Origin of the sequence: Mycobacterium adipatum, from assembly GCF_001644575.1 — a bacterium.
GTDB lineage: Bacteria > Actinomycetota > Actinomycetes > Mycobacteriales > Mycobacteriaceae > Mycobacterium > Mycobacterium adipatum.
Map to the genome: position 1 here is coordinate 1,368,094 of NZ_CP015596.1, position 25,658 is coordinate 1,393,751.

A 25,658-nucleotide genomic window follows, 5' to 3' on the forward strand; every position below is an offset into this window, starting at 1 on the left:
GCCGCGCAGGTCGACACGCGATCTGAGCTGTCAACGGTACAGTCGCCCCATGACCGATCCGTCCCGCGGCGTGCGCGTTCGACGCGTCAACCGCAGGCCGGGGTGGGTGCTGCTGACGGCGTTGCTGGTGCTGGCGATCGTGGCCAGCACGGTCCTGGTTTTCACCAACCGTGTCGAACTGCTCAAGCTGGCCGTGGTGTTGGCCCTGTGGGCTGCCGTCGCCGCGGCGTTCGTCTCGTTCATCTACCGGCGGCAGAGCGATCTCGACCAGGCCAAGGTGCGCGACCTCAAATATGTCTACGACCTCCAGCTGGACCGGGAGATCTCCGCGCGCCGAGAGTACGAACTTGCGGTGGAGGCCCAGCTGCGCCGCGAGCTGTCCGCGGAGTTGCGGGCCCAGGCCGCCGACGAGGTCGCCGCGCTGCGGGCCGAACTCGCGGCACTGCGCACCAATCTGGAGATCCTGTTCGACACCGATCTCGACCACCGCCCGGCATTGGAGACCGACCGGCCCGCCGGCCGGGTGATCGCCAGCCGGATCGATACCCCCGGCCGCGCGGAGTTCTACCCGTCGCCGCGCGCGGCGCAGGAACCGAGCACCGAGGAAAGCCCGATCATCGACGTGCCCGCCGAACCGCACCCGCCGGAGTTCCAGTGGGCACCGGCCGAACCGATCGCACCCGAATTGTTCGGCGGCGCGCACCGGCGGTCCGCCCCCTCCGAGGAACCCGCGCCCTGGCAGCGCCGCGCGGCAGCCAGTGATCGGCCCAGTGAACCGACCCCGACACCGACCCCGACACCGGCCCCGACACCGATGCCGCCCCCGCCGACCCCGACACCGATGCCGCCGCCCCCGCCGACACCGATGCCGCCGCCCCCGCCGACACCGGAGCCGACCAGATCCCAGTGGTCGCCGCCGCCGGCACCCGGCTGGCAGCCCCAGCCCGCGCCGGTCGCGCCGCCGGCACCCGAGCCCGCCCCGCCCAGCGAGCCCGCCCCGGACCGGCGAGGACGCCACTACAGCCCGGATACCGAGTCGGCGCCGCCGCGGCGTGCCCGCCATGCCGTACCCGGCGAAACCGCCGCCCCGCCCCCACCGGCACCACCACGGACCCGCCGCGCTGCCACGCCGGACCCCGAACCGGCGCCGCCCCCGGCCCGGCACCGCGGGGCTGACGACCCGCAGCCGGCGGCCGAGCAGCCGGAGCCCGACGGCGGCCAGCACGCCGGCGGTCAGCCCGTCTCCGAACTGCTCTCGCGCCTACAGGTCACCCCCACCGGCGGTGGCCGGCGCCGGCGCCGCGAGGAGTGAGCTAGGCTCTCTGCGACCGTGCGGTACCCGCAGTAAGGGACCGCAACGTTTATCACCGAATTTGCGAGGTCGTCTGTCATGGTCGACGGACTCCGTCCGGCGCGGCTCACTGTCGGCGTCATCTCGGCCGGTCGGGTGGGCACCGCGCTCGGCGTCGCGCTCGAGCGCGCCGAGCATGTCGTGGTGGCGTGCAGCGCCATCTCCCGCCAGTCCCGCGAGCGCGCGGCCCGCCGACTCCCGGACACCGCGGTCCTGCCGGTTCCCGACGTTGCCGGGCGGGCCGAACTGCTGCTCCTCGCGGTGCCCGACGCCGAACTGCCGGCGCTCATCGCCGGTCTGGCCGCCACCGAAGCGGTGCGGGCGGGCACCATCGTCGTGCACACCTCCGGGATGAACGGGATCGGTGTACTGGCGCCGCTGACCGCCCGCGGCTGCATCCCGCTGGCCATCCACCCGGCGATGACGTTCACCGGCTCCGACGAGGACATCGCGCGGCTGCCGGACACCTGTTTCGGGGTCACCGCACTCGACGAGATCGGATACGCGATCGGGCAGGCCTTGGTTCTGGAGATCGGTGGTGAACCGTTCCGGGTACGCGAAGACGCCCGCATGCTGTACCACGCGGCGCTGGCCCATGCCAGCAACCACCTGGTGACCGTCGTTCTGGACGCCGTCGACGCGCTGCGGTCCGCCCTGCGCGGTCAGGAACTGCTCGGCCAGGAACTCGTCGGCGACGCCCCCGGTGGGCTCGCCGAACGCATCGTCGGCCCGTTGGCCCGGGCATCACTGGAGAACGCGCTGCAGCGCGGGCAGGCGGCGCTGACCGGTCCGGTGGCTCGCGGTGACGCGGCCGCGGTGGCCGGTCATCTGCGGGCTCTCGGGGAAGCCGATCCCGAACTGGCGCAGGCTTATCGGTCCAATTCACTGCGCACCGCTCAGCGGGCGCACGCACCGAAGGATGTGTTCGACGTGCTCACCACACCCGGGACGAATCCGTCATGACCGCCCGTAAACCGCCGGCGTACGCCCCCGGTGAGCTCAACGTGTACAGCCGCCCCGCCGATGTCGCGGATGTGACCAAGGCGCTGCGGGGTACCGGCAAACGGATCATGCTGGTGCCGACGATGGGCGCGCTGCACGAGGGCCACCTGACCCTGGTCCGGCATGCCCAGCGCGTCCCCGGTGCGGTGGTGGTGGTGTCGATCTTCGTCAACCCCCTGCAGTTCGGTGCCGGGGAAGATCTGGATGCCTACCCGCGCACGTTGGACGAGGATCTCGCGGCGCTGCGCGCCGAGGGGGTGCAGATCGCCTTCACCCCGACGGCCGCCGATATGTACCCCGCCGGCCCGCGCACCAGCGTGCACCCCGGTCCGCTCGGCAGCGAACTCGAAGGTGGTTCGCGGCCAACGCATTTCGCCGGCATGCTGACTGTGGTCATGAAACTCTTGCAAATCGTGGGGCCGGACCGTGCGTTCTTCGGCGAGAAGGACTATCAGCAACTGGTGCTGGTGCGCCAGATGGCCGACGACCTGAATCTCGGCACCCGCATCGTCGGGGTGCCGATCGTGCGCGAACAGGACGGGCTGGCGATGTCCTCGCGCAACCGTTACCTCGACGAGGTGCAACGCGAGCAGGCCTGTGCCATCCCGTCGGCACTGCTGGCCGGCATGTACGCCGCGGGCGAGGGCGCCGATGCCGCGCTGGACGCCGCCCGCGCCGTGCTCGACGAGGTCCCGGCGATCAGCGTCGACTACCTGGAGGTCCGAGACCTCTGGCTGGGCCCCGCGCCGCAGACCGGCCGGGCCCGGATGCTGGTGGCGGTTCGGCTGGGCGGCACCCGACTGTTGGACAACATCGCCATCGATATCGGCGTGCCATCGGGGGCCGGCCCCGACGTCGCCTACGACGAGCACGAACTCCCCTGGAGGAACTGATGTTACGAACCATGTTGAAGTCGAAGATCCACCGTGCCACCGTCACCCAGGCCGACCTGCACTACGTCGGCTCGGTGACCATCGATGCGGATCTGATGGATGCCGCCGACCTACTGGAGGGTGAGCAGGTCACCATTGTCGACATCGACAACGGCAATCGGCTCATCACCTACGCGATCACCGGTGAGCGCGGCTCGGGAGTGATCGGGATCAACGGTGCTGCAGCGCATCTGGTGCATCCCGGAGATCTGGTGATCCTCATCGCCTACGCCACCATGGAGGATGCACAGGCGCGCGCGTACCAGCCCAGGATCGTCTTCGTCGACGCCGCGAACCGCCAGATCGACCTGGGCTCCGATCCCGCCCACGTACCGGCCGACGCGTCCGGCCTGATGTCACCACGCTGATGCTGCTGGCGATCGATGTCCGTAACACGCACACCATCGTCGGGTTGGTCTCCGGGGCCGGCGAGAACGCCAAGGTGGTGCACCACTGGCGGATTCGCACCGAGTCCGAAGTCACCGCCGACGAACTGGCACTGACCATCGACGGCCTGGTCGGTGAGGATGTCGAGCGGCTGACGGGGGCCGCGGCGCTGTCGACGGTGCCCTCGGTGCTGCACGAGATCAGGCTGATGCTGGAGCAGTATTGGCCGTCGGTGCCACACGTCCTCATCGAACCCGGGGTCCGCACCGGCATCCCGCTGTTGGTGGACAACCCGAAGGAGGTGGGCGCCGACCGGATCGTCAACTGCCTGGCGGCGTTTCACAAATACAACTCGCCGGCGATCGTGGTCGACCTCGGATCGTCCATCTGCGTGGACGTGGTGTCGGCCAAGGGCGAGTTCCTCGGCGGCGCCATCGCCCCCGGCGTGCAGGTGTCCTCCGATGCGGCGGCGGCCCGATCCGCGGCGCTGCGCCGCGTCGAGCTCACCCGGCCGCGGTCGGTGATCGGCAAGAACACCGTGGAGTGCATGCAGGCCGGCGCGGTGTTCGGGTTCGCATCGCTGGTCGACGGTCTGGTGGATCGCATCCGCGCCGATATCGACGGGTTCGGCGGCAATGATGTCGCGGTGGTCGCCACCGGCAACTCCGCTCCGCTGATACTGCCCGACCTGCGCACGGTCGGGCACTACGACCAGCACCTGACGCTGGAGGGTCTGCGACTGGTGTTCGAGCGCAACCGCGACAACCAGCGCGGGCGACGCTGATTAAGCTGGCTTGTCGTGAGTTCTTCTGACCTGCCTGCCGCACCCACCCAGTCGGAGCACGACGACACCCCGGAGCAGTACCGGATCCGTCAGGCCAAGCGTGAGCGCCTGCTCGCCGAGGGGCGCGACCCGTACCCGGTGCAGGTGGCGCGCACCCATTCGCTGGCCGAACTCCGGGCCGCCTACCCGGAGCTGCCCGCGGACACCCAGACCGGTGACATCGTCGGCGTCGCGGCCCGGGTCGTGTTCGCCCGCAACTCCGGCAAGCTGTGTTTTGCCACCCTGCAGGACGGGGACGGAACCCAGCTGCAGCTGATGGTCAGCCTCGCCGAGGTGGGTCAGGTGTCGCTGGACGCCTGGAAGGCCGACGTCGACCTCGGCGACATCGTTTTCGCCCACGGCCAGGTGATCAGTTCCAAGCGCGGCGAGCTGTCTGTGCTGGCGGATTCCTGGCAAATGGTCTCCAAGGCACTGCGGCCGCTCCCGGTGGCTCACCGGGAGATGAGCGAGGAGTCGCGGGTGCGGCAGCGCTACGTGGACCTCATCGTGCGCCCCGAGGCGCGCACCATCGCCCGCCAGCGCATCGCGGTCGTGCGGGCGGTGCGCTCGGCACTGGAGCGCCGGGGGTTCCTCGAGGTGGAAACCCCGATGCTGCAGACCCTGCCCGGCGGTGCGGCGGCGCGACCGTTCATCACGCACTCCAACGCGCTGGATGCCGATCTGTATCTGCGAATCGCCCCCGAGTTGTTCCTCAAGCGCTGTCTCGTCGGCGGTTTCGAGAAGGTTTTCGAGTTGAATCGAAACTTCCGAAACGAGGGTGCGGATTCCACACATTCACCGGAATTCGCGATGCTGGAGACTTATCAGGCGTACGGCACTTATGACGATTCCGCCATCGTCACCCGCGAACTGATTCAAGAAGTGGCCGATGAGGCGCTCGGTACGCGAGAGGTCCAGCTGCCCGATGGCAGTACATATGACCTGGACGGCGAATGGCCGACGCTGGAAATGTATCCGTCGCTGTCGGAGGCGCTCGGTGAAGAGATCACTCCCGACACCGGCCTGCAACATCTGTTGTCCATCGCCGATCGTCTCGGGGTGGAGATTCCCGCAGACCGCGGTTATGGGCACGGCAAATTGGTCGAGGAACTGTGGGAGCACACCGTCGGCGAAACATTGTGGGCGCCCACCTTCGTGCGCGACTTCCCGGTGGAGACGAGCCCGCTGACGCGCGCTCACCGCAGCATTCCCGGGGTCACCGAGAAGTGGGATCTCTATGTTCGCAAATTCGAATTGGCCACCGGATACTCCGAGCTCATCGACCCGGTGATTCAACGCGAACGTTTCGTGGCGCAGACCGTCGCGGCGGCCGCCGGCGATGACGAGGCGATGCGCCTGGACGAGGACTTTCTTGCCGCATTGGAGTACGCCATGCCGCCGACCACCGGTACCGGAATGGGTATTGACCGCCTGCTGATGGCTTTGACGGGGTTGACGATTAGGGAGACAGTTTTGTTCCCGATTGTGCGCAGACACTCAAACTGAGCAGTATTTGCGCACCTGGTTGTTGAATGAATTCCATCCGTATGCAAGCATTGCGGCAGGGGTCCGGGGTGAATCTGCGAGTGGCCACAGAAGGGTCGTGTGAGCTATATGGCGAAGAAAGTTACCGTCACACTGGTCGATGATTTCGACGGTGAAGCGGCGGCAGACGAAACCGTGGAATTCGCGCTCGACGGCGTGAGCTATGAGATCGACCTTTCTTCGAAAAACGCCGCCAAACTGCGCGGCGACCTCAAGCAGTGGGTGGAGGCCGGGCGCCGCGTCGGTGGCCGGCGCCGCGGACGTTCGGCCGGTACCGGCCGCGGACGCGCCGCCATCGACCGTGAACAGAGTGCGGCCATCCGGGAATGGGCGCGGCGCAACGGGCACAATGTGTCGACTCGGGGACGTATCCCCGCCGAGGTCATCGACGCTTTCCACGCCGCAACCTGATCGACCCCTCGCAAAACAGGCTGCGGTAACCAGATGGTGTTTGCGTAAATCGGATATCCGCCGGCCTTCGCTGACGGCGAACGCCGCCGGGCGGTTTTGCGGAAACGTTCGGCGGCCGATGCGCGTTATGCCACTGACGGCGCCACCGCGCCCCGGGACCGCTCCGGGACCTAGGGGGCACCGCCGCCCCCCGACCACTAGAGTGGACGGTAGGTGCGGTGCCTGTGCAGTTCCTGTACAGCGCACGTGGCCGCCCTATGTGAGGAAGCGCAGGTATAGCGATGTTCGAGAGATTCACCGACCGTGCCCGACGGGTGGTCGTCCTGGCCCAAGAAGAAGCCCGGATGCTCAACCACAACTACATCGGCACCGAGCACATCCTGCTCGGTCTCATCCACGAGGGTGAGGGCGTAGCGGCCAAGTCGCTCGAGTCGCTGGGTATTTCCCTGGAGGGCGTGCGCAGCCAGGTCGAGGAGATCATCGGCCAGGGTCAGCAGGCGCCGTCCGGTCACATCCCGTTCACCCCGCGTGCCAAGAAGGTGCTTGAGCTCTCCCTGCGTGAGGCCCTGCAACTCGGCCACAACTACATCGGCACCGAGCACATCCTGCTCGGCCTGATCCGCGAGGGCGAGGGCGTCGCTGCTCAGGTGCTGGTCAAGCTCGGCGCCGAACTCACCCGGGTGCGCCAGCAGGTCATCCAGCTGCTGTCCGGTTACCAGGGCAAGGAAGCCGCCGAAGCCGGTACCGGCGGACGCGGCGGCGAGGCCGGCAATCCGTCGACGTCGCTGGTGCTCGACCAGTTCGGTCGCAACCTGACCGCCGCCGCCATGGAGGGCAAGCTCGACCCCGTCATCGGCCGTGAGAAGGAAATCGAACGGGTCATGCAGGTGCTGAGCCGCCGCACCAAGAACAACCCGGTGCTGATCGGCGAGCCCGGTGTCGGTAAGACGGCCGTCGTGGAGGGCCTGGCCCAGGCCATCGTGGCCGGCGAGGTTCCCGAGACGCTGAAGGACAAGCAGCTCTACACCCTGGATCTGGGTTCGCTGGTGGCCGGCAGCCGGTACCGCGGTGACTTCGAGGAGCGCCTGAAGAAGGTGCTCAAGGAGATCAACACCCGCGGCGACATCATCCTGTTCATCGACGAGTTGCACACGCTCGTCGGCGCGGGTGCGGCCGAGGGCGCGATCGACGCCGCCAGCATCCTGAAACCGAAGCTCGCTCGTGGGGAACTTCAAACGATCGGCGCGACCACCCTCGACGAGTACCGCAAGTACATCGAGAAGGACGCCGCCCTGGAGCGCCGCTTCCAGCCGGTGCAGGTCGGTGAGCCCACCGTCGAGCACACCATCGAGATCCTCAAGGGTCTGCGCGACCGTTACGAGGCGCACCACCGGGTGTCCATCACCGACGGTGCGCTGGTGGCCGCGGCCACCCTGGCCGACCGCTACATCAACGACCGCTTCCTGCCGGACAAGGCGATCGACCTGATCGACGAGGCCGGTGCTCGGATGCGCATCCGCCGGATGACCGCACCGCCGGACCTGCGCGAGTTCGACGAGAAGATCGCCGACGCCCGCCGGGAGAAGGAATCGGCGATCGACGCGCAGGACTTCGAGAAGGCCGCCAACCTGCGCGACAAGGAGAAGACCCTCGTCGCGCAGCGTGCCGAGCGTGAGAAGCAGTGGCGCTCAGGTGATCTCGACGTCGTGGCCGAGGTCGACGACGAGCAGATCGCTGAGGTGCTCGGCAACTGGACCGGGATCCCGGTGTTCAAGCTGACCGAGGCCGAGACCACCCGTCTGCTGCGCATGGAAGACGAGCTGCACAAGCGGATCATCGGCCAGGAAGACGCCGTCAAGGCCGTCAGCAAGGCCATCCGGCGGACCCGTGCCGGCCTGAAGGATCCCAAGCGCCCGTCCGGTTCGTTCATCTTCGCCGGCCCGTCCGGTGTCGGTAAGACCGAGCTGTCCAAGGCGCTGGCCAACTTCCTGTTCGGCGACGACGACGCGCTCATCCAGATCGACATGGGCGAGTTCCACGACCGCTTCACCGCGTCGCGGCTCTTCGGTGCCCCTCCGGGGTACGTCGGCTACGAGGAGGGCGGCCAGCTCACCGAGAAGGTGCGTCGCAAGCCGTTCTCGGTGGTGCTGTTCGACGAGATCGAGAAGGCGCACCAGGAAATCTACAACACGCTGCTGCAGGTCCTTGAGGACGGCCGTCTCACCGACGGTCAGGGCCGTACGGTCGACTTCAAGAACACCGTGCTGATCTTCACGTCCAACCTCGGTACCTCCGACATCTCCAAGGCGGTCGGGCTCGGCTTCACGCAGGGTGGCGGCGAGAACAACTACGAGCGGATGAAGCTCAAGGTCAACGACGAGCTGAAGAAGCACTTCCGTCCGGAGTTCCTGAACCGTATCGACGACATCATCGTCTTCCACCAGCTGACTCAGCAGGAGATCATCGAGATGGTCGACCTGATGATCGGTCGGGTCGGCAACCAGCTCAAGGCCAAGGACATGGCCATGGAGCTCACCGACAACGCGAAGGCGCTGTTGGCCAAGCGGGGCTTCGATCCGGTGCTGGGTGCGCGGCCGCTGCGTCGCACCATCCAGCGCGAGATCGAGGACGCGCTGAGCGAGAAGATCCTGTTCGACGAGGTCGGGCCGGGTCAGATCGTCACCGTCGACGTCGAAGGCTGGGACGGCGAGGGTGCCGGCGAAAACGCCAAGTTCACCTTCTCCGGACGCCCGAAGGCGGCGGCCACCGACGAGGTGGACCTCGCGGCCACCGCAGCCGAATAGTCAGTACCCAGTCCAAAGCCCCCGACCGGAGTATCCGGTCGGGGGCTTTGGCGTAGTATCCGTACTGCTCTCGACGGACTTCGGAATCTGGTGTAATTCCAGAACGGTCGCGCCACTGTGAAAGTCAGACCCGCCGCCTGTCACCCGCTTTTCGACTTGGGACGCGAACTCCCGAAAGGACCGGATATGACTTCTGCTGAGGCTTCCAAGACGCCCGCCCGCGCCATCGACCTGTCCGCCGTTTCCGCGGTGGTGTGGCTGTCGGCGACCGCCTTCCTGGCATTGCTGGTGCTCTACTTCGTCGGGATGGATCAGGGTGCGACGTCGGTCTTCGGCGCCAACACCGTCATCCATGAGTTCGTGCACGACGCCCGGCATCTGCTCGGCTACCCCTGCCACTAGACGCCGGAAGTAGAAACCACTCCGATGGAGAAACGAATCATCGGGCGCGGCCTGCTGGCCGGCGCCCTCGGCGGCGTACTCGCATTCATCTGGTCCTGGGTCTTCATCGAGCCGGTCATCGACCGTGCCATCGAGTTCGAGGACGGTGTCAGCGCAGCCCATGAGGCCATCGAGCACGGCGGCCATGCCCACGAGCACGGTGCCGGCGGTGGCATCGAGATCACCCGGACCGTGCAGTCCACGATCGGCCTGGGCTTCGGTCTGGTGGCGTTCAGCGTCGCGATGGGGGCGCTGCTCGCGGTGCTCTTCTGCGTTGCATACGGGCGCATCGGCAGCCTCTCGGCCCGCGCGACGGCGGTGCTGCTGGCCGGCGGCATGCTGATCTCGCTGTGGATCGTGCCGTCGCTGAAGTATCCGCCGAACCCGCCGGCGGTCAGCCTGGACGAGACCATCCAGCAGCGCACCCTGTTGTACCTGCTGCTGACCGTGCTGTCGGCGGCATTACTGGTGGGCTCGGTGCTGCTGGCCCGCAAGCTGACGCGCAAGTTCGGTGTCTGGAACGCATCCCTGCTCGGCGCCGGCGACTACGTGGCGTCGATGGCCGTGGTGTTCCTGCTGATGCCGAGCATCTCCGAGACGCCCGGCCCGATCACCGATGACGCCGGGACGATCCTGTTCGGTGCCTTCCCCGCCGACGATCTCTACGAGTTCCGGCTGTACTCGCTGGGCACCCAGGTCGTGATGTGGACGACGATCGGTCTGGTGTTCGCCGCACTGGTATCGCGTCTGTTGGATCAGAGAAACCGCGCCGAAGTAATTGTGTGAGTGAGGTCGTCCGGCTGACCCTGGTCGCGCACGGTATGACCGACGCGATGGCAGCCGGACGATTTCCCACCGACGAGCCACTCAACGGTCTCGGCCGGCGTCAGGTCGGCGTCCGTGCGGGGCTCGGGTCGTTTGACGAAGCGGTTTGCGGACCGGAGCAGCGCGCGGTGCAGACCGCGGGCCTGCTGGGTGTGGCGGCCTCCGTCGAGTCCGGCATCGCCGATCTCGACCACGGTCGCTGGCGCGGTTGCGCCCTCGACGGAGTCGACGCGGCCGACCTGACAGTCTGGCTCACCGACCCGTCGTCCGCTCCGCACGGCGGCGAATCCATCGTCGATCTGTGCCGGCGCGTGGACGTGTGGATGGGCTCCATGGCGCAGCGGCGCGGGCGCGTCCTGGCCGTCACGCACCCGGCCGTCATCCGTGCGGCCATCCTCAACGTGCTCAATGCGCCGCCGAAGTCATTCTGGCGCATCGATATCGAGCCCGCCAGCAGCACCGCCATGCATTACCGCGGGCACGCCTGGACGCTCAGGTCGCCGGGATGAGCCCGAACGACTGCATGGCAATCGACTGCAGCCAGGTGGCCGCGGTGAGGCTGCGGTACCGCGGCCAGGTGAGCTGATAGCTGACCACCCAGCCCTGCCCGTCGCGGTCCTCGGCATACCAACTGAACGTGAGGTCGCCGGGCAGGTTGCCACCCTTGGCGCCGATGTAGCGCCATTTCGCGCGGTCGAGTTCGATGCCGGGGGTGGCGGAGAGGATCTGGCGCACCGGTGCGGCCGGCCCGTGTGCGGCGACCTGTAGTGCGGCGTGCACCCGGCAGACGTCCATCGGAGTCCCGTACCACTCGATGCCGTAGGGCGAGGCCGGGGTGCGGTTGAGCATCGGATCCGGTTCGTAGGGAACAGCTCTGGTGTGCGCCAGCATCTCGGCGCGGTGCGCCCGGGTGGCGGTCTTCCATTCCTCGCGGACATCGGGCTTACCCCAGCCGATGGCGAACAACTCGTAGGTGCTGGGGAACGGTGTCATCGATGCCGGGTCATGGTGGCCGGCGGTCCGCAGGGCGTGCTGCAGTGCGGCGGGACCCAGCCGCGCCATCAGCATATCGGTGGCCATATTGTCGCTCGCCGAAATCATCTGCTGTGCAGCATCTTTGACGGATACCCTGGCGCCGGGTTCAAGATCGTTGAAGCCGGCGGAGCCGACTGCCTTGTTGGCCTCGGTGATGGTGAGCTGCTCATGCCATGTCAAGGTGCCGGCGTTGACCGCTTCGGCGACCGCCAGCAGGACGTAGAGCTTGAAGATGGACGCGAGCGGCATCGACCGGTCGACGTCTGTGCCGGCCACCGTGGTGCACGCGCCGCCGGACACCTTCGACACCTGGTAGGCGTAGTCGGCGCCGGACTCCCGGATCGCGGCATCGATGTCCGACCACTGCCCGATCTCCGGCCGGTCGATGTCGACCTCGAACCGGTCGACCAGCCCGTCGTCACTGGTGCGTAGGTGGATGGTCTGGCCGACGTCGTAGGAGTTGCGCACGTGCAGCGTGGCCTGCCCGGCTCCCAGCGATATGGCGGTCACGGTGATCGGACGGTCTGCCCACAGCCGGTCCATTGCCGCGCCGACCGGTTCGATCATTCCCGGTATGGCCAGGGTTCCGACGGTGACCGTGCCGATCGGCCAGTCCGAGTTGACCATGTCCAGCAGCTGCTTGGCGCGCAGGCCCTGCGGGGTGTTGGTGTCGATGTGCATGCCGTAGGCGGCTTCGGCCACCGGTGGCCCGGTGTGCGCACAGCCGGTGGCCAGCAGAACTGCGGCGGTGGCTAGCGCGGTGATACCGAACGCGCGCCGCGGCGTGCTACTTGCCGGTCCCTGCAACGTCCAACACAACCTCGAACTCCAGCAGCGATGCGCCGGTGGCGACCGGTTTGGTCTGCTGGCCGGCGTGCGCCTCCACGGCCGGGCCCTGGGCCCACGCCTGGAACGCCTCGTCGGACTCCCACTGGGTGACCACGAAATAGCGGCTCTCACCCTTGACCGGGCGCAGCAGTTGGAAGCCGAGGAATCCGGGCTGGTTGTCCACGGCGTGCGCGCGATGGGCGAACCGCTTCTCCAGCTCGGGGCCTGCGTCGGCGGGTACCTCGATGGCATTGATCTTCACGACGGGCATGGGGTTCAGGCTACCCGGGCCTGGTCGCGGCAGGATGTCGGCATGCACAGCGTTTCACTCGTTCGTCGTGGTGGCGCCGACGACGGCCCGGACGGAGGCGCCGCCGCGCCGCTGGTCCTGGTGCACGGTCTGATGGGGCGTGGCAGCACGTGGTCGCGGCAAATCCCGTGGCTGTCCCGATTCGGCCCGGTGTACACCTACGACGCGCCGTGGCACCGCGGCCGCGAGGTCACCGACCCGCATCCGATCAGCACCGAGCGGTTCGTCGAGGATCTGGGTGCCGCGGTGGCCTCGCTGGGCCGCCCGGCGACGCTGATCGGGCATTCAATGGGTGGACTGCACTCCTGGTGCCTGGCCGCCGAACGCCCGGATCTGGTGACCGCGGTGGTGGTGGAGGACATGGCACCCGACTTCCGGGGGCGCACCACCGGGCCGTGGGAGCCCTGGTTGCAGGCGCTGCCCGTGGAGTTCGACTCGGCGCAGCAGGTCTATGACGCGTTCGGGCCGGTGGCCGGGCAGTACTTCCTGGAGGCCTTCGACCGCACCGAGTCGGGCTGGCGGCTGCACGGGCACCCCGCGCGCTGGATCGAGATCGCCGCGCAGTGGGGGATCCGCGACTACTGGCGGCAGTGGCAGGCGGTGCGTGCCCCGGTGCTGCTGCTGGAGGCCGGCGGTACCGTCGCGCCCCCGGGGCAGATGCTGCGCATGCACGAGACCGGTTTCCGGACGACGTATCTGCAGGTTCCCGGGGCCGGGCACTTGATCCACGATGATGCGCCGGAGGTGTACCGCGGGGCCGTCGAGTCGTTCCTAACGGCGCTCGCCGGAGGCGCTTGAGGCGGGCCAGTTCGGCTGGTCCTCGAAGCGGGTCCGGATGGCGTCGAGGTCATGCGCGCAGCGCAGCGAGTCGCGGTCCTCGGCGTGGAAGCTGCCGGCCAGCGGCGCGGCGATGCGGAACTGGTCCAGGGTGAACCGGAGCTTGCCTTCGCGGTGCGCCGTCCAGGCCAGGCCCGCGGCCAGCACGAACGGCGCCAGGATGAGCAGGGTGATCAATGCGGTGGTCATGGCAGTAAGTCTCCGTTTATAAAGATTCCGCCAACAGTGGCAGGAATGACACCTTGAGATAAAATGCTGCCATGGCGATTAGCAGCGTATCGGTGCTGGTGCTCGACGGTCTAGCGATTTTCGAGTTCGGGGTGATCTGCGAGGTGTTCGGCATCGACCGCTCATCCGACGGCGTGCCGAACTTCGATTTCAAGGTGTGCGGACCTGAGGCCGGCCGGCCCGTTCGCACCGCCGTGGGTGCCACGCTGATCCCGGACCACGGCCTCGATGACCTGGTCGGGGCGGATCTGGTGGCCATCCCGGCCATCAGTGGTTCGAACTACGCGCCCGAAGCGTTGGCCGCGGTCCGGCGGGCCGTCGACTCGGGTTCGACCGTGCTGACGGTCTGCTCCGGGGCGTTTCTGGCCGGCGCGGCCGGTCTGCTCGACGGCAGGCCGTGCACCACACACTGGATGCATGCCGATGAGCTGGCTGCCGCCCATCCGACGGCGCGGGTGGACCGCAATGTGTTGTTCGTCGACGACGGGAACCTGATCACCAGTGCGGGTACCGCCGCGGGCATCGATGCCTGCCTGCACCTGGTGCGCCGTGAACTCGGCGCCGAGGTCACCAACAAGATCGCCCGCAGAATGGTGGTGCCGCCCCAGCGTGACGGCGGCCAGCGCCAGTACATCGATCAGCCGATACCGGTGCGCTACTCGGAAGGCTTTGCACCGCAACTCGATTGGATACTCGCCAACCTGGGCAAGCCGCACACCGTCGCCAGTCTGGCCGCCCGCGCCAACATGTCGGCGCGCACCTTCGCCCGGCGGTTCGTCGACGAGACCGGGCGCACCCCGATGCAGTGGGTGACCGACCAGCGGGTGCTGTATGCCCGCCGGTTACTCGAAGAGACCGACCTGGACATCGACCGGGTCGCCGACCGATCGGGGTTCGGCACCGCGACGCTGCTGCGCCACCACTTCCGGCGCGTCATCGGGGTGACGCCCTCGGACTACCGGCGCCGCTTCTCCTGCGAGAACGCCTGTGCGGAAACGGCCTGACCGCCTTCGCCGGCAAGGGCGAACAGGCCGGCCGCGGTCTGCTCGACCAGACCGTCGACCAGCAGTGAATCCAGTGCCCGGTCGCGTTGCGCGGGATCGGAGAGCCACGCGACATCCAGTTGAGCCCGGGTGACCGGTGTGATGCTGGCGCGCAACACGTCGAGCAGACGCCCGCGGGCCTGCCGATCCGTGCCGGCGTACCGCTGCGCCCGCCGCGCCGGCGCCGCCGCGGCCGGATACCCGGCGCTGCGCCAGCGGCATTCGGGTAACGGGCACAACCCGCACTTGGGCGAGCGCGCCGTGCAGACGATGGCGCCGAGTTCCATCAGGGCCGCCGAAAAGCGAGGCGCCGTAGCGTCTTCGGGCAACAGCGCGGCCACCTCGTCGAGATCGCGTGCACTCGCCGGCGCCTCGGCGCAGCCGTGCATGACCCGCGAGACCACCCTGCGCACATTGGTGTCCACCACCGGCACCCGCTGCTGATAGGCAAAACAGGCGACGGCGCGCGCCGTATAGGCCCCGACGCCGGGCAGGGTCAGCAGGGTGTCCACGTCGGAGGGCACCTCGTCGCCGTGCTCGGTGGACACGGTGACCGCGCATTCGTGCAGCCGCTTGGCCCGGCGCGGGTAGCCCAGCTTGCCCCAGGCCCGCAGCACATCGGCCGACCCGGCCGCTGCGGTGGCCGACGGCGTCGGCCAGCGGGCCACCCAGGCCAGCCAGATCGGCTCCACCCGGTTCACCGGCGTCTGCTGCAGCATGAACTCGCTGACCAGGATCTGCCACGCGCTCACCCCCGGCTTGCGCCACGGAAGATCCCGTTCGGCCTCGTCGAACCATGCGAGAAGGTGCACCGGTTCGATACCCGGACCGGGCTCGGGCACAATACCGGTCATGCCCAACTCGAATCCCATCGCCGCGTGGAAGTCACTCAAAGAGGGTAACGAGCGTTTTGTTGCCGGAAAGCCGCTGCATCCCAGCCAGGGGATCGAGGACCGCGCCAGACTGACGGAGGCGCAGAAGCCGACCGCGGTGCTGTTCGGCTGCGGTGACAGCCGGGTGGCCGCCGAACTCATCTTCGACCAGGGTCTCGGCGAGATGTTCGTGGTCCGCACGGCCGGTCACGTCATCGACTCGGCGGTGCTCGGTTCCATCGAATACGCGGTCGGCGTGCTCAACGTGCCGTTGATCGCGGTGCTCGGGCACGACAGCTGCGGCGCGGTGAAGGCCACGCTCAACGCGCTCGACGAGGGCGAGATCCCCGGCGGCTACGTCCGCGACATCGTCGAGCGGGTCATGCCGTCGATCCTGCTGGGCCGCCGCGACGGCCTGACCAGGGTCGACGAGTTCGAGGCCCGCCACGTCACCGAGACCGGTGCGCAGCTGTTGGCCCGCTCGACGGTCATCGCCGAGCGGGTCGAGGCGGGCACCCTGGCGATCGTCGGGCTGACCTACCACCTGGCCGACGGGCGGGTGGCGCTGCGCCAGCATTTGGGCGATATCGGCGAAGCCTGACCGATACCACACCCGACACGCCGACACGCCTCGAACGACTACACGTGAGCGCGGCTTACCGTTGAGGCCGTGCTAGACACCGAACCCCCGCGTCAGCTGCCACCGGAGATCTACCGGCGCCGCAGGGCGCTGGCCATAGGTGTCGCCGTCCTCGTGATCGCGATCGTCGCCGCCATCGTGGCCGTCGTGGTGTCCAACAGCACCGGGTCCGACAGTGCTCCCGCCGACCCGGCCGCCAATACCGAAGCCGCACAGGCCCCGCCCACCCCGCTGCCGGGCGAGGAGCCCGGGGTCAAGACCCCGGTCGTGCCGCCGGCCGCCCAGGCGCCGCCGCCGCAGCCGACGCCGGTCACCGCGGTGGTGCCGCCGCCGGTGCTGCAGGAAGGCGATGACTGCCCGGACTCCACCCTGGCGGTCAAGGGCATCACCAGCGCGCCGAACTACGTGATGGGCGATCAGCCGAAGTTCACCATGGTGGTCACCAATATCGGGCTGGTCGCCTGCAAGCGCGACGTCGGCGCCGCCGTCCTGGCCGCCTATGTGTACTCGCTGGACAACAACCGGCTGTGGTCGAACCTGGACTGCGCGCCGTCCAACGAAACCCTGGTCAAGGAGTTCGCGCCGGGAGAGCAGGTGACCACCGAGGTGACCTGGACCGGGATGGGCTCGGCGCCCAACTGCCCGCTGCCGCGCGAGCCGATCGGTCCGGGGACCTACAACCTGCTGGTTCAGCTGGGCAATCTGCGGTCGGCCTCGGTGCCGTTCGTGCTGGCCGAGGCCGCCCCCGCGCCGCCGGCCGATGCTCCGCCGCCGGATGCGCTGCCGCACGAGGGTGACGGACAGGCCCCGGGCTGAGCCGAGCCGGGTCAGGCCAGCTGGTCGGCGATCGTGGACTCCGCCAGCTGGGACAGCCCCTCCCTGATGTGACGGGCCCACATCGAGCCGATACCGTCCACCGACTGCAGATCGCTGGCGCTGGCGGCGAGCACACCCTGCAACGAACCGAAGGACCGGACCAGCAAATCGACATGGGCGAACTGCAGTCTCGGAATGCCCGCCATCGCCCGGTAGCCGCGTGAGCTCAGCGCGGAGTCCTGTGCATCCAGGGTCGACGGATAGCCGAAAACCCTTGCCAGCGCGGTGAAGTCGAGCAACTCGTTGTCCGAGAGCGCGTCCAGTTCCTCCAGGGTGGCGCTCACCTGGGCGGCACTCGGTGGGTCCGGATTGGCGTGGTAGTCGCGCACGATGAGCTCGCGGGCGGTGTCGTTACCGCCGACGAGCTCTTCCAGCTGCAGCTTGAGCTGACGGCCGTCGGTGCCCAGCTCGACCACGTCGGCGTCGATCTCCAGGCTGATCCGCCGGACCATCTCCAGGCGTTGGGCCACCGTCATCACGTCCCGCAGCGTCACGAAATCCTCGATCTCCGCGGTGGACAACTGTCGGTTCACCTCGTCGAAGCGGGACTTGTAACGCTCCAGTGTGGCGATGGTCTGGTTGGCCCTGGACAGGATGGTGGGGGTGTCGGGCACCACGTGCCGCTCGCCGGCCGCGTACACCGTGACGATGCTCATCGAGTGGCTGACCGAGATGACCGGATAGCCGGTCTGCACGGCGGCACGTTCCGCGGAGCGGTGCCGGGTGCCGGATTCGTCGGTGGGGATCGACGGGTCCGGCACCAACTGCACATTGGCCTTCAAGATCCGGGCGCCGTCGCTGGAGAGCACCACCGCGCCGTCCATCTTGGACAGCTCACGCAGCTTGGTGGGCGCGTAGCGGACGTCGAGGTTGAAACCGCCGTCGCAGATCGACTCGACGCTGTCGTCGTAACCGAGCACGATCAGCGCGCCGGTGCGGCCCCGCAGGATCCGTTCCAGACCGTCCCGCAGGTCGGTGCCCGGCGCCAGCCGCCCGAGCGTCTCGCGCAGCGTGGGGCGGGCCAGATGCACCACGCTCCGGTTGCCCCTGGACTTCACGGCCATCGAGCCTCCTAGGATCGGCCGCCATTGTTGTCGATCGACCGGAGTGCCCGCAACGCCGTGCCGATGTTGTCCGCGGTGGTCAGCCGCAGACCGGCGGGCACATCCTTGACCCCGGGCGGCACGATCGCGTCGGTGAAGCCCAGCCGCGCTGCCTCGGCGAGTCTGCGGTCCATCCCACTGACCCGGCGCAGATCCCCGGCCAGCCCGACCTCACCGATGGCGATCGCGGTGGCCGGCAGCGGCAGATCGATGTAGGCCGATGCAATGGCCATCGCCACCGCCAGATCCGAGGACGGGTCGGTCAGCTTCATCCCGCCGACCGTGGACAGGTAGATGTCGCGCTGGCTGAGCCGCAGCTTGGTGCGTTTCTCCAGCACCGCGGCGATCATCGCGGCGCGCGCGGAGTCGATACCGCTGACCGCGCGCCGCGGATTGCTCGGGGTCTCCTGGCCGACCAGCGCCTGCACCTCACCGATCATCGGTCGCTTGCCGTCCAGGGTGACCGTGATGGCGGTGCCGGACACCGGGGCGGGGCGCTGATCCAGGAACAACCCGGACGGATCGGCCACGCATTCGATCCCGTTGTCGTGCAACAGGAAACACCCGACCTCGTCGGCCGCGCCGAAACGGTTCTTCACCCCGCGCACCATCCGCAGGGCCGAGGCCCGGTCGCCCTCGAAGTGCAGCACCACATCGACCAGGTGCTCCAGTGAGCGCGGTCCGGCGATGGCGCCGTCCTTGGTGACGTGACCGACCAACAGCACCGCGACGCCGTCCGCGGCGCGGGCCATCTTGGCGTACGAGGTGAGCGCGGTGGTGACCGCACGCACCTGGGTGACGCCCCCGGTGACACCGTCGGCCTCCGCGGTGGACATGGTCTGCACCGAATCGACCACCACCAGGGTGGGTTTGACCTGTTCGATATGGCCGAGCGCGGTCTGCAGATCCGATTCGGCGGCGAGGTACATCTCGTCGTGGGTGCACCCGGTACGTTCGGCGCGCAGCCGGATCTGCCCGGCCGACTCTTCGCCGGACAGATAGAGCGCGCGCCGCCCACCGCTGGCCCAGCGGTGCGCGACCTCAAGGAGCAGGGTCGACTTGCCCACCCCGGGATCACCGGCAAGCAGCGTCACCGAACCCGGCACCAGGCCACCGCCCAGCACCCTGTCGAGCTCGCTGACGCCGGTGGGGAAGTGCCGGGTGACCCCCGGATCGATCGTGGTGATGGGCACCGCGGGCGAGGACGGTGCGACGGCGCGGCGGGTGGAACTGCCGTTCAGCGCGGTGAGTGCGACAACCTCGTTGACGGTGCCCCAGGTGCCGCAGTCCGGGCAGCGCCCCACCCACTTGGGCAGCACATGACTGCACTCCGAACACCGGAATTGCGAACGTACTTTCGAAGCCACGCTGTGACGGTAGCCGTCACCGGTGACAGATCGTCAGATTCAGTGCCCGCCGGCTTCGCCGTGTCCGCCGCCGGATCCGCCCGGGACGGGCTCGCCGTCGCGACGGGCAACCTCGCCCGCCGAGATCGGCACCGCGAACGTGGTGGCGCCGGCGCGCTCGAAGGTGAAGGTGAAGTCGTAGGTGAGGCCGTTGGAGATCGGTTTGGTCAGGGTGACCTGCGCCTCAACCTCGTCCTCGCGCTCGATCGAGCCCAGCGCGTCGTGGCCGTCGGGGTCGCCGACCAGCAGCAGGCCGCTGGCCGGGATCTCGGCGTCACCGGTGAGGGCGACCGTGCCGATATCGGAGGTGATCGACACCAGCTTGTCGGACGCGTCCGCCGAGTTGTTGGCGGCGGCGAAGATGAGCTCGACGTCGCTGCCCGGCTGCACGTAGTCGGTGGTCTGCGGCGCCCGCAGGAACACGTTGCGCAGCGAGATGTCGCCGACGGTGTCGACGGTGCCGTTGACCGCGGGTTGCTGATTGGCGCTCTGGGACACCTGACCGGCGCTGCAGCCGGTGAGCGCGAGACCGGCGATCAGGGCGCCGGCGGCCAGTCGGGACGCGCGCACGTTGGAGCGGTTCACTGCGACCACTGGAGCCTCCTGCTCAACCGGACGGATTCGACTATGCACTGTAGTAGGTGGCTTTGCGGCGCGGTAGCCGAGGGCTTCCCTGGGCGGCGAACCCGTGCCGAGGGGACGCCCGCAGCGTCGTCGACGTGCATGTATCGGCCACGGTGTCAACCCCTAGTCTTTGCCGTCGATGCCCCTGACCTGCATTGTTGTTCCCCGCGTGTCCGGGCCCCGTGCTAACATTGAGCTGTGAAAGGGGCTCGAAACTGATGATTTTTAAGGTCGGAGACACCGTTGTCTATCCACACCACGGTGCTGCGTTGATCGAGGCGATCGAAACCCGGACCATCAAGGGCGAGCAGAAAGAGTATCTCGTCCTGAAGGTTTCGCAGGGAGATCTCACTGTTCGTGTTCCCGCTGATAACGCCGAGTATGTCGGTGTGCGTGATGTGGTCGGACAAGAGGGCTTGGACAAGGTCTTCCAGGTGCTGCGCGCTCCGCACACCGAAGAGCCGACCAACTGGTCGCGCCGGTACAAGGCGAATCTGGAAAAGCTTGCATCCGGTGACGTGAACAAGGTCGCCGAGGTGGTTCGTGACCTGTGGCGCCGGGACCAGGAGCGTGGCCTGTCCGCAGGTGAGAAGCGCATGCTGGCCAAGGCTCGGCAGATCCTCGTCGGTGAGCTCGCGCTCGCCGAGAACACCGTCGACGCCAAGGCCGAGATCATTCTCGAAGAGGCGCTTGCGGCGGCGTCCTAGTCGCCACCGAACAGCCGCCACGAAACGACGATGTGACGGATCTGCGCGTCGGTCTTGGGACCGACGTTCATCCCATCGAGGCCGGACGACCGTGTTGGTTGCTCTGCCTGTTGTTTGACGACGCCGACGGCTGCGCCGGGCATTCCGACGGTGATGTCGCCGCCCATGCGCTGTGCGATGCGCTGCTCAGCGCGGCCGGTCTCGGCGATCTCGGTGCCGTGTTCGGCACCGATCAACCCCAGTGGCACGGGGTGGGCGGAGCGGACATGCTCCGCCACGTTCACACCCTGCTGACCGCCAACGGTTTCCGAGTGGGTAACGCCGCGGTGCAGGTGATCGGCAACCGACCCAAGATCGGGCCGCGCCGCACCGAGGCGCAGAACCTGCTCTCGGAACTGCTCGGGGCACCGGTCTCGGTGTCGGCCACCACCACCGACGGGCTCGGCTTGACCGGCCGCGGTGAGGGCCTGGCGGCCATCGCGACCGCGCTTGTGGTCGGTGTTGCAAAGTAACTCTGCACAGGCCGGTAAGCTGGCACGTCGTGACTGGACTGCGGCTTTACGACACGATGGCGGGGGCCGTCCGTGACTTCGTGCCGTTGCGCCCCGGCCACGCCTCGATCTATCTGTGCGGCGCCACCGTGCAGGGGCTGCCCCATATCGGGCACGTGCGCAGTGGTGTCGCCTTCGACGTGCTGCGGCGGTGGCTGACCGCGAACGGCTATGACGTGGCCTTCATTCGCAACGTCACCGACATCGACGACAAAATCCTGAACAAGGCCGCCGACGCCGGCCGCCCGTGGTGGGAATGGGCGGCGACCTACGAGCGTGCCTTCACCGCCGCCTACGAAGCACTCGGGGTGCTGCCGCCGTCGGCCGAGCCGCGGGCCACCGGGCATATCACCCAGATGGTCGAACTGATCGAGCGGATGATCGAGCGTGGCCACGCCTACGCGGGTGGCGGTGACGTCTACTTCGACGTGCTCAGCCTGCCCGAGTACGGCAAGCTCTCCGGGCACCGCATCGACGACGTGCACCAGGGCGAAGGTGTGGCGACCGGTAAGCGCGATCCCCGCGACTTCACGCTGTGGAAGAGCGCGAAGCCCGGCGAACCGTCGTGGCCCACTCCGTGGGGGCCCGGGCGTCCGGGCTGGCACACCGAGTGCGTGGCCATGTGCGAGGCGTACCTGGGTGCCGAGTTCGACATCCACGCCGGCGGGATGGATCTGGTGTTCCCGCACCACGAGAACGAGATCGCCCAGGCCGAGGCCGCCGGTGATGGTTTCGCCCGGTACTGGCTGCACAACGGCTGGGTCACCATGGGTGGCGAGAAGATGAGCAAGTCGCTGGGCAACGTGCTGGCGATTCCCGCTGTGCTGCAACGGGTTCGGGCCGCCGAGCTGCGCTACTACCTGGGTAGTGCGCACTACCGGTCGATGCTGGAGTTCTCCGAGAACGCGCTGACGGACGCCGCCAAGGCCTACACCGGTATCGAGGATTTCCTGCACCGGGTTCGCAACCGGGTGGGCGCGGTCGGCATCGGTACCTGGACCGACAAGTTCGCCGCGGCGCTCGACGACGACCTGTCGGTGCCGATCGCGCTGGCCGAGGTGCACACCGCCCGTGCCGAGGGCAATCGCGCGCTCGACGCCGGTGACCACGACGGCGCGATGGCCGCCGCCGAATCGATCCGCGCGATGATGGGCATCCTGGGTTGTGACCCCCTCGACGAGCGCTGGGAGAGTCGCGACGAGACCTCCGCCGCGCTGGCCGCGGTGGATGTGTTGGTGCACTGGGCGCTGGCCGGGCGTGCCGAGGCGCGTGAGAAACGGGACTGGGCAGCCGCCGACGCCATCCGGGACCGGCTCAAGGAGGCCGGCATCGAGGTCACCGACACCGCGGACGGGCCCCAGTGGTCGCTGACCGAAGCGGAGCACGGCCTGAGCGAGCGAACCGACGGGAAGAAAAACTGATGGCCGGTAATTCACAGCGCCGCGGCGCTGTCCGTAAAGAGGGCACCAAGAAGGGGCCGACGGTCGGTTCCGGCGGAGTGCGGCGGCGCGGTCTGGAGGGCAAGAAGGCGACACCGGCGGCCAAGGACCGGCCGCATCATCCGGCCGCCAAGAAGGCGGCCAAGGCGGCGCGCGCCGCGCAGGGCCGGCATCGCAAGACCGACGAAACCGAGGTCGTGCTCGGCCGCAACCCGGTGGTGGAATGTCTGCGCGCCGGGGTGCCCGCCACCGCGCTGTGGGTCATGCTCGGGGTGGACGCCGATGAGCGGATCACCGAATCCGTACAGCGCGCGGCGGATACCGGCATCTCGATCCTTGAGGTGCAAAAGCACGATCTGGACCGGATCGCCAGCAACGGGCTGCATCAGGGTCTGGCGCTGCAGGTGCCGCCGTACTCGTACACCCATCCCGACGACCTGCTCAAGACCGCCCAGCGCGACAGCGTCCCGGCGCTGCTGGTGGCGCTGGACAATATTTCCGACCCGCGCAACCTGGGTGCGATCGTCCGTTCGACGGCGGCCTTCGGTGGGCACGGCGTGGTCATCCCGCAGCGCCGCTCGGCGTCGGTCACCGCGGTTGCGTGGCGTACGAGCGCCGGTGCGGCAGCACGCCTTCCGGTGTCGCGGGCGACGAACCTGAACCGCACCCTGAACAGCTGGTCGGACGCCGGCCTGCAGATCGTCGGCCTGGATGCCAAGGGCGACACCGAACTCGACGACCTGGACGGCTCCGGGCCGATGGTGGTGGTGGTGGGCTCGGAGGGCAAGGGCCTGTCGCGGTTGGTGCGGGAGAATTGCGATGCCATCGTCTCGATCCCGATGGCCGGGCCCACCGAATCGCTGAACGCCTCGGTGGCAGCGGGCGTGGTCCTCGCCGAGATCGCCCGCCAGCGCCGCAGCTAGCAAACCCCGTTTTCCGTTTCTCGGCGCGCCGCTGCCGGTGCGGGTTATGGTCGGTGGGCCCACCTCAGTGCAGCCCGAGGATGTCCCATGAGTACTCCCGCGCAGCGTGCCGCCCAGCTGGAACTCGTCGCCCGGCTCAAGTCGTCCTATCCCGAACTGCCGGACGCCCCGCCGCCTGATCTGCTCGATCACGAGCGCATCGCGGCCTATCTCAAACCGGTTCACGATGTGGGCGGCGAACCCGACGCCCCGATGAAGTACGAGAACAAGCAGTACGAGGCGTGGGAAGAGCTGACCTACGTGATCTGCGAGGTGCTGGCCTGGCGGGGCATCTGGCTGTCCGAGGAGCGGCGCCGGATCGGCAATGTCGATGTGGGTCGCGCCGAGTATCTCGGTCTGCCCTACTACGGCCGGTGGCTGCTGTCGGTGGCGCGAATCCTGGTGGAGAAGCACCACATCGGGCTCACTGAGCTCACCGAGCGGATGGCCGAGGTGAAGGCCCGCTACGCCGGCGGGCTGGACGGCCGCGCGATCGAGGCCCGTCCGAGATTCGAAGGCGACGGTTCCGGGGTCAAACGCAACAGCCACCACCTGCACGCGGTCGGCAAAGGCGATCCGCAGGTGTACGCCGGACAGGCCGGTACGCCGGCCTTCCGGGTCGGTGACCGGGTCGTGGTCCGCGACGAGCTGCCGGTGCTGTTCTACACCCGCACCCCGGAGTACGTCCGCGGTGCCACCGGCGAGATCGCGGCGGTGGCCTACGAGAGCCCGGCCGCCGAGGACGAGACCTGGGACCGCCCCGATGCGGCGCCGGAGTGGTTCTACGTGGTGCGTTTCACCATGGCCCAGCTATGGCACGGCTACACCGGTACCAGCGCCGACACGTTGCAGACCGAGATCCCCGAACACTGGCTCAGAGCGGCCGGTTGATCTCTGCGAGAAGGGATTCGCCATGACGGAGCACGATCACGATCACGAGCGCACCGTCGCGCCGATGGTGGACGAGATCACCGATTTCGAAGTGCTCGAAGTTGCGCTGCGCGAGCTGTGCATCGAGAAGGGCATCTTCACCGCCGCCGAGCACCGCCGGTTCACCGAGTTCGCCGAGCAGATCGGCCCGACACCGGCCGCGCACCTGGTGGCGCGGGCCTGGCTGGATCCCGAATTCAAGGCGCTCGCCCTTGCCGAACCCATGGCGGCGAGCAAGGCGGTCGGTGTCGACTGGATGGAACCCACCGGGTTCGGCACACCGAGCGACTTCACCGCCTTCCAGATCCTGGAAGACACCCCGAACCTGCACCACGTGATCGTCTGCGCGTTGTGTTCGTGCTATCCCCGGCCCATCCTCGGTAACTCCCCGGAGTGGTACCGCACCCCGAACTACCGGCGGCGGCTGGTCCGTTGGCCCAGGCAGGTGCTCGCCGAGTTCGGTCTCTACCTACCCGATGACGTCGAGGTGCGTGTGCAGGACTCCAACCAGAAGCACCGCTTCATGGTGCTGCCGATGCGTCCGGAGGGCACCGAGGGCTGGACCGAGGATCAGCTGGCCGAGATCGTGACACGAGACTGCCTGATCGGTGTCGCGTTGCCGAAGGTGGGGGTGCGCACCAACGTCATCACCGATACCCGCCCCGCCGTGCACCCCGTCGCGGACCGGCCGTGAACGCGCCGATCGAAGCGCTGCAGAAGATCGTCACGCGCGGACATGTGTGGCC

Annotated in this window: 28 protein-coding genes; 21 read left to right on the forward strand and 7 right to left on the reverse strand. The window is 68.2% G+C overall.

The window, feature by feature from the left end; all coding sequences use genetic code 11:
- The first annotated feature begins 49 nt into the window (after window positions 1-49).
- The 11 genes from A7U43_RS06360 to A7U43_RS06410 all read left to right on the forward strand — a co-directional run bounded on the left by A7U43_RS06360 (window position 50) and on the right by A7U43_RS06410 (window position 11,030).
- A complete protein-coding gene (locus A7U43_RS06360) occupies window positions 50-1,312 on the forward strand; it encodes a DUF6779 domain-containing protein (RefSeq protein WP_067992436.1) in 1,263 nt (420 codons plus the stop codon).
- A gap of 78 nt (window positions 1,313-1,390) precedes the next feature.
- Window positions 1,391-2,314, forward strand: coding sequence for a Rossmann-like and DUF2520 domain-containing protein (locus A7U43_RS06365; RefSeq protein ID WP_067992438.1), 924 nt, complete (start codon window positions 1,391-1,393; stop codon window positions 2,312-2,314).
- Window positions 2,311-3,246, forward strand: a complete 936-nt coding sequence (gene panC, locus A7U43_RS06370; RefSeq protein ID WP_067992441.1) for a pantoate--beta-alanine ligase — start codon at window positions 2,311-2,313, stop codon at window positions 3,244-3,246. The genes A7U43_RS06365 and panC overlap by 4 nt, the downstream gene beginning before the upstream one ends.
- The gene (gene panD, locus A7U43_RS06375) at window positions 3,246-3,653 is read left to right on the forward strand and encodes an aspartate 1-decarboxylase (protein WP_067992444.1); all 408 of its coding nucleotides are present in this window, start codon (window positions 3,246-3,248) and stop codon (window positions 3,651-3,653) included. The genes panC and panD overlap by 1 nt, the downstream gene beginning before the upstream one ends.
- Entirely contained in the window at window positions 3,653-4,456 is an 804-nt protein-coding gene (locus A7U43_RS06380; protein ID WP_067992446.1) for a type III pantothenate kinase, read from the forward strand. The genes panD and A7U43_RS06380 overlap by 1 nt, the downstream gene beginning before the upstream one ends.
- A 30-nt stretch (window positions 4,457-4,486) precedes the next feature.
- On the forward strand, window positions 4,487-6,001 hold the full coding sequence (gene lysS / locus A7U43_RS06385) for a lysine--tRNA ligase (RefSeq protein WP_068002028.1): 1,515 nt from the start codon (window positions 4,487-4,489) through the stop codon (window positions 5,999-6,001).
- Window positions 6,002-6,109: 108 nt separating this feature from the next.
- Window positions 6,110-6,451: a histone-like nucleoid-structuring protein Lsr2 gene (lsr2, locus tag A7U43_RS06390; RefSeq protein WP_068002031.1), complete on the forward strand. Its 342-nt coding sequence runs from the start codon at window positions 6,110-6,112 to the stop codon at window positions 6,449-6,451.
- 281 nt (window positions 6,452-6,732) lie between these two features.
- Entirely contained in the window at window positions 6,733-9,255 is a 2,523-nt protein-coding gene (gene clpC1, locus A7U43_RS06395; RefSeq protein ID WP_067992450.1) for an ATP-dependent protease ATP-binding subunit ClpC, read from the forward strand.
- 186 nt (window positions 9,256-9,441) lie between these two features.
- The gene (locus A7U43_RS06400) at window positions 9,442-9,657 is read left to right on the forward strand and encodes a CbtB domain-containing protein (RefSeq protein ID WP_067992454.1); all 216 of its coding nucleotides are present in this window, start codon (window positions 9,442-9,444) and stop codon (window positions 9,655-9,657) included.
- A 24-nt stretch (window positions 9,658-9,681) separates the two neighbouring features.
- Window positions 9,682-10,482: a CbtA family protein gene (locus tag A7U43_RS06405; RefSeq protein WP_067992458.1), complete on the forward strand. Its 801-nt coding sequence runs from the start codon at window positions 9,682-9,684 to the stop codon at window positions 10,480-10,482.
- Window positions 10,479-11,030, forward strand: a complete 552-nt coding sequence (locus tag A7U43_RS06410) for a histidine phosphatase family protein (protein WP_067992461.1) — start codon at window positions 10,479-10,481, stop codon at window positions 11,028-11,030. The genes A7U43_RS06405 and A7U43_RS06410 overlap by 4 nt, the downstream gene beginning before the upstream one ends.
- On the opposite strand, the gene A7U43_RS06415 is transcribed toward A7U43_RS06410, so the two are convergent.
- Together A7U43_RS06415 and mhuD are read right to left on the reverse strand one after the other, a co-directional pair.
- Complete coding sequence (locus A7U43_RS06415) at window positions 11,014-12,363, reverse strand: serine hydrolase (RefSeq protein ID WP_411289561.1); 1,350 nt, start codon at window positions 12,361-12,363, stop codon at window positions 11,014-11,016. The genes A7U43_RS06410 and A7U43_RS06415 overlap by 17 nt on opposite strands.
- Window positions 12,344-12,655, reverse strand: a complete 312-nt coding sequence (mhuD, locus tag A7U43_RS30035) for a mycobilin-forming heme oxygenase MhuD (protein WP_067992463.1) — start codon at window positions 12,653-12,655, stop codon at window positions 12,344-12,346. Before mhuD ends, A7U43_RS06415 begins: the two co-directional genes overlap by 20 nt.
- 42 nt (window positions 12,656-12,697) lie before the next feature.
- On the opposite strand from mhuD, the gene A7U43_RS06425 reads away from it, so the two are divergent.
- Entirely contained in the window at window positions 12,698-13,492 is a 795-nt protein-coding gene (locus tag A7U43_RS06425; protein ID WP_067992466.1) for an alpha/beta fold hydrolase, read from the forward strand.
- Here A7U43_RS06425 and A7U43_RS06430 read toward each other — a convergent pair.
- Window positions 13,466-13,720, reverse strand: coding sequence for a hypothetical protein (locus tag A7U43_RS06430; RefSeq protein WP_067992469.1), 255 nt, complete (start codon window positions 13,718-13,720; stop codon window positions 13,466-13,468). The genes A7U43_RS06425 and A7U43_RS06430 overlap by 27 nt on opposite strands.
- Window positions 13,721-13,791: 71 nt before the next feature.
- On the opposite strand from A7U43_RS06430, the gene A7U43_RS06435 reads away from it, so the two are divergent.
- On the forward strand, window positions 13,792-14,763 hold the full coding sequence (locus A7U43_RS06435) for a GlxA family transcriptional regulator (RefSeq protein ID WP_067992472.1): 972 nt from the start codon (window positions 13,792-13,794) through the stop codon (window positions 14,761-14,763).
- On the opposite strand, the gene A7U43_RS06440 is transcribed toward A7U43_RS06435, so the two are convergent.
- Window positions 14,715-15,656, reverse strand: coding sequence for an HhH-GPD family protein (locus A7U43_RS06440; protein ID WP_067992474.1), 942 nt, complete (start codon window positions 15,654-15,656; stop codon window positions 14,715-14,717). The genes A7U43_RS06435 and A7U43_RS06440 overlap by 49 nt on opposite strands.
- Between A7U43_RS06440 and A7U43_RS06445 the strand changes: the two genes are divergently transcribed.
- Window positions 15,655-16,275: a carbonic anhydrase gene (locus tag A7U43_RS06445; protein ID WP_067992477.1), complete on the forward strand. Its 621-nt coding sequence runs from the start codon at window positions 15,655-15,657 to the stop codon at window positions 16,273-16,275. The genes A7U43_RS06440 and A7U43_RS06445 overlap by 2 nt on opposite strands.
- A gap of 69 nt (window positions 16,276-16,344) precedes the next feature.
- Window positions 16,345-17,130, forward strand: coding sequence for a hypothetical protein (locus A7U43_RS06450; RefSeq protein ID WP_067992480.1), 786 nt, complete (start codon window positions 16,345-16,347; stop codon window positions 17,128-17,130).
- A gap of 11 nt (window positions 17,131-17,141) precedes the next feature.
- On the opposite strand, the gene disA is transcribed toward A7U43_RS06450, so the two are convergent.
- Genes disA through A7U43_RS06465 form a run of 3 tightly spaced genes read right to left on the reverse strand, consistent with a single transcriptional unit; the run spans window position 17,142 to window position 20,293 of the window.
- On the reverse strand, window positions 17,142-18,221 hold the full coding sequence (gene disA, locus A7U43_RS06455) for a DNA integrity scanning diadenylate cyclase DisA (RefSeq protein ID WP_197500030.1): 1,080 nt from the start codon (window positions 18,219-18,221) through the stop codon (window positions 17,142-17,144).
- Window positions 18,222-18,262: 41 nt separating this feature from the next.
- Entirely contained in the window at window positions 18,263-19,660 is a 1,398-nt protein-coding gene (gene radA / locus A7U43_RS06460) for a DNA repair protein RadA (protein WP_067992485.1), read from the reverse strand.
- Between the two features lie 39 nt (window positions 19,661-19,699).
- On the reverse strand, window positions 19,700-20,293 hold the full coding sequence (locus A7U43_RS06465; RefSeq protein WP_418287676.1) for a copper chaperone PCu(A)C domain-containing protein: 594 nt from the start codon (window positions 20,291-20,293) through the stop codon (window positions 19,700-19,702).
- Between the two features lie 248 nt (window positions 20,294-20,541).
- Here A7U43_RS06465 and carD point away from each other — a divergent pair, with 248 nt between their 5' ends.
- From carD to scnC, 6 genes are all read left to right on the forward strand, one after another.
- Window positions 20,542-21,030, forward strand: coding sequence for an RNA polymerase-binding transcription factor CarD (gene carD, locus A7U43_RS06470; protein ID WP_067992488.1), 489 nt, complete (start codon window positions 20,542-20,544; stop codon window positions 21,028-21,030).
- Between the two features lie 32 nt (window positions 21,031-21,062).
- Window positions 21,063-21,542 (forward strand): 2-C-methyl-D-erythritol 2,4-cyclodiphosphate synthase, encoded by a 480-nt coding sequence (gene ispF / locus A7U43_RS06475; protein WP_067992491.1) that lies wholly within the window; start codon window positions 21,063-21,065, stop codon window positions 21,540-21,542.
- A 56-nt stretch (window positions 21,543-21,598) separates the two neighbouring features.
- A complete protein-coding gene (cysS, locus tag A7U43_RS06480; protein ID WP_231963597.1) occupies window positions 21,599-23,002 on the forward strand; it encodes a cysteine--tRNA ligase in 1,404 nt (467 codons plus the stop codon).
- Window positions 23,002-23,943 carry a 23S rRNA (guanosine(2251)-2'-O)-methyltransferase RlmB gene (gene rlmB / locus A7U43_RS06485; protein WP_067992496.1) on the forward strand — a complete coding sequence of 314 codons (942 nt, stop codon included), beginning with the start codon at window positions 23,002-23,004 and terminating at the stop codon, window positions 23,941-23,943. The genes cysS and rlmB overlap by 1 nt, the downstream gene beginning before the upstream one ends.
- 87 nt (window positions 23,944-24,030) lie before the next feature.
- A complete protein-coding gene (locus tag A7U43_RS06490) occupies window positions 24,031-24,873 on the forward strand; it encodes an SH3-like domain-containing protein (protein WP_067992499.1) in 843 nt (280 codons plus the stop codon).
- A gap of 22 nt (window positions 24,874-24,895) precedes the next feature.
- Window positions 24,896-25,606, forward strand: a complete 711-nt coding sequence (gene scnC / locus A7U43_RS06495) for a thiocyanate hydrolase subunit gamma (RefSeq protein WP_067992503.1) — start codon at window positions 24,896-24,898, stop codon at window positions 25,604-25,606.
- Window positions 25,607-25,658 lie beyond the last annotated feature (52 nt).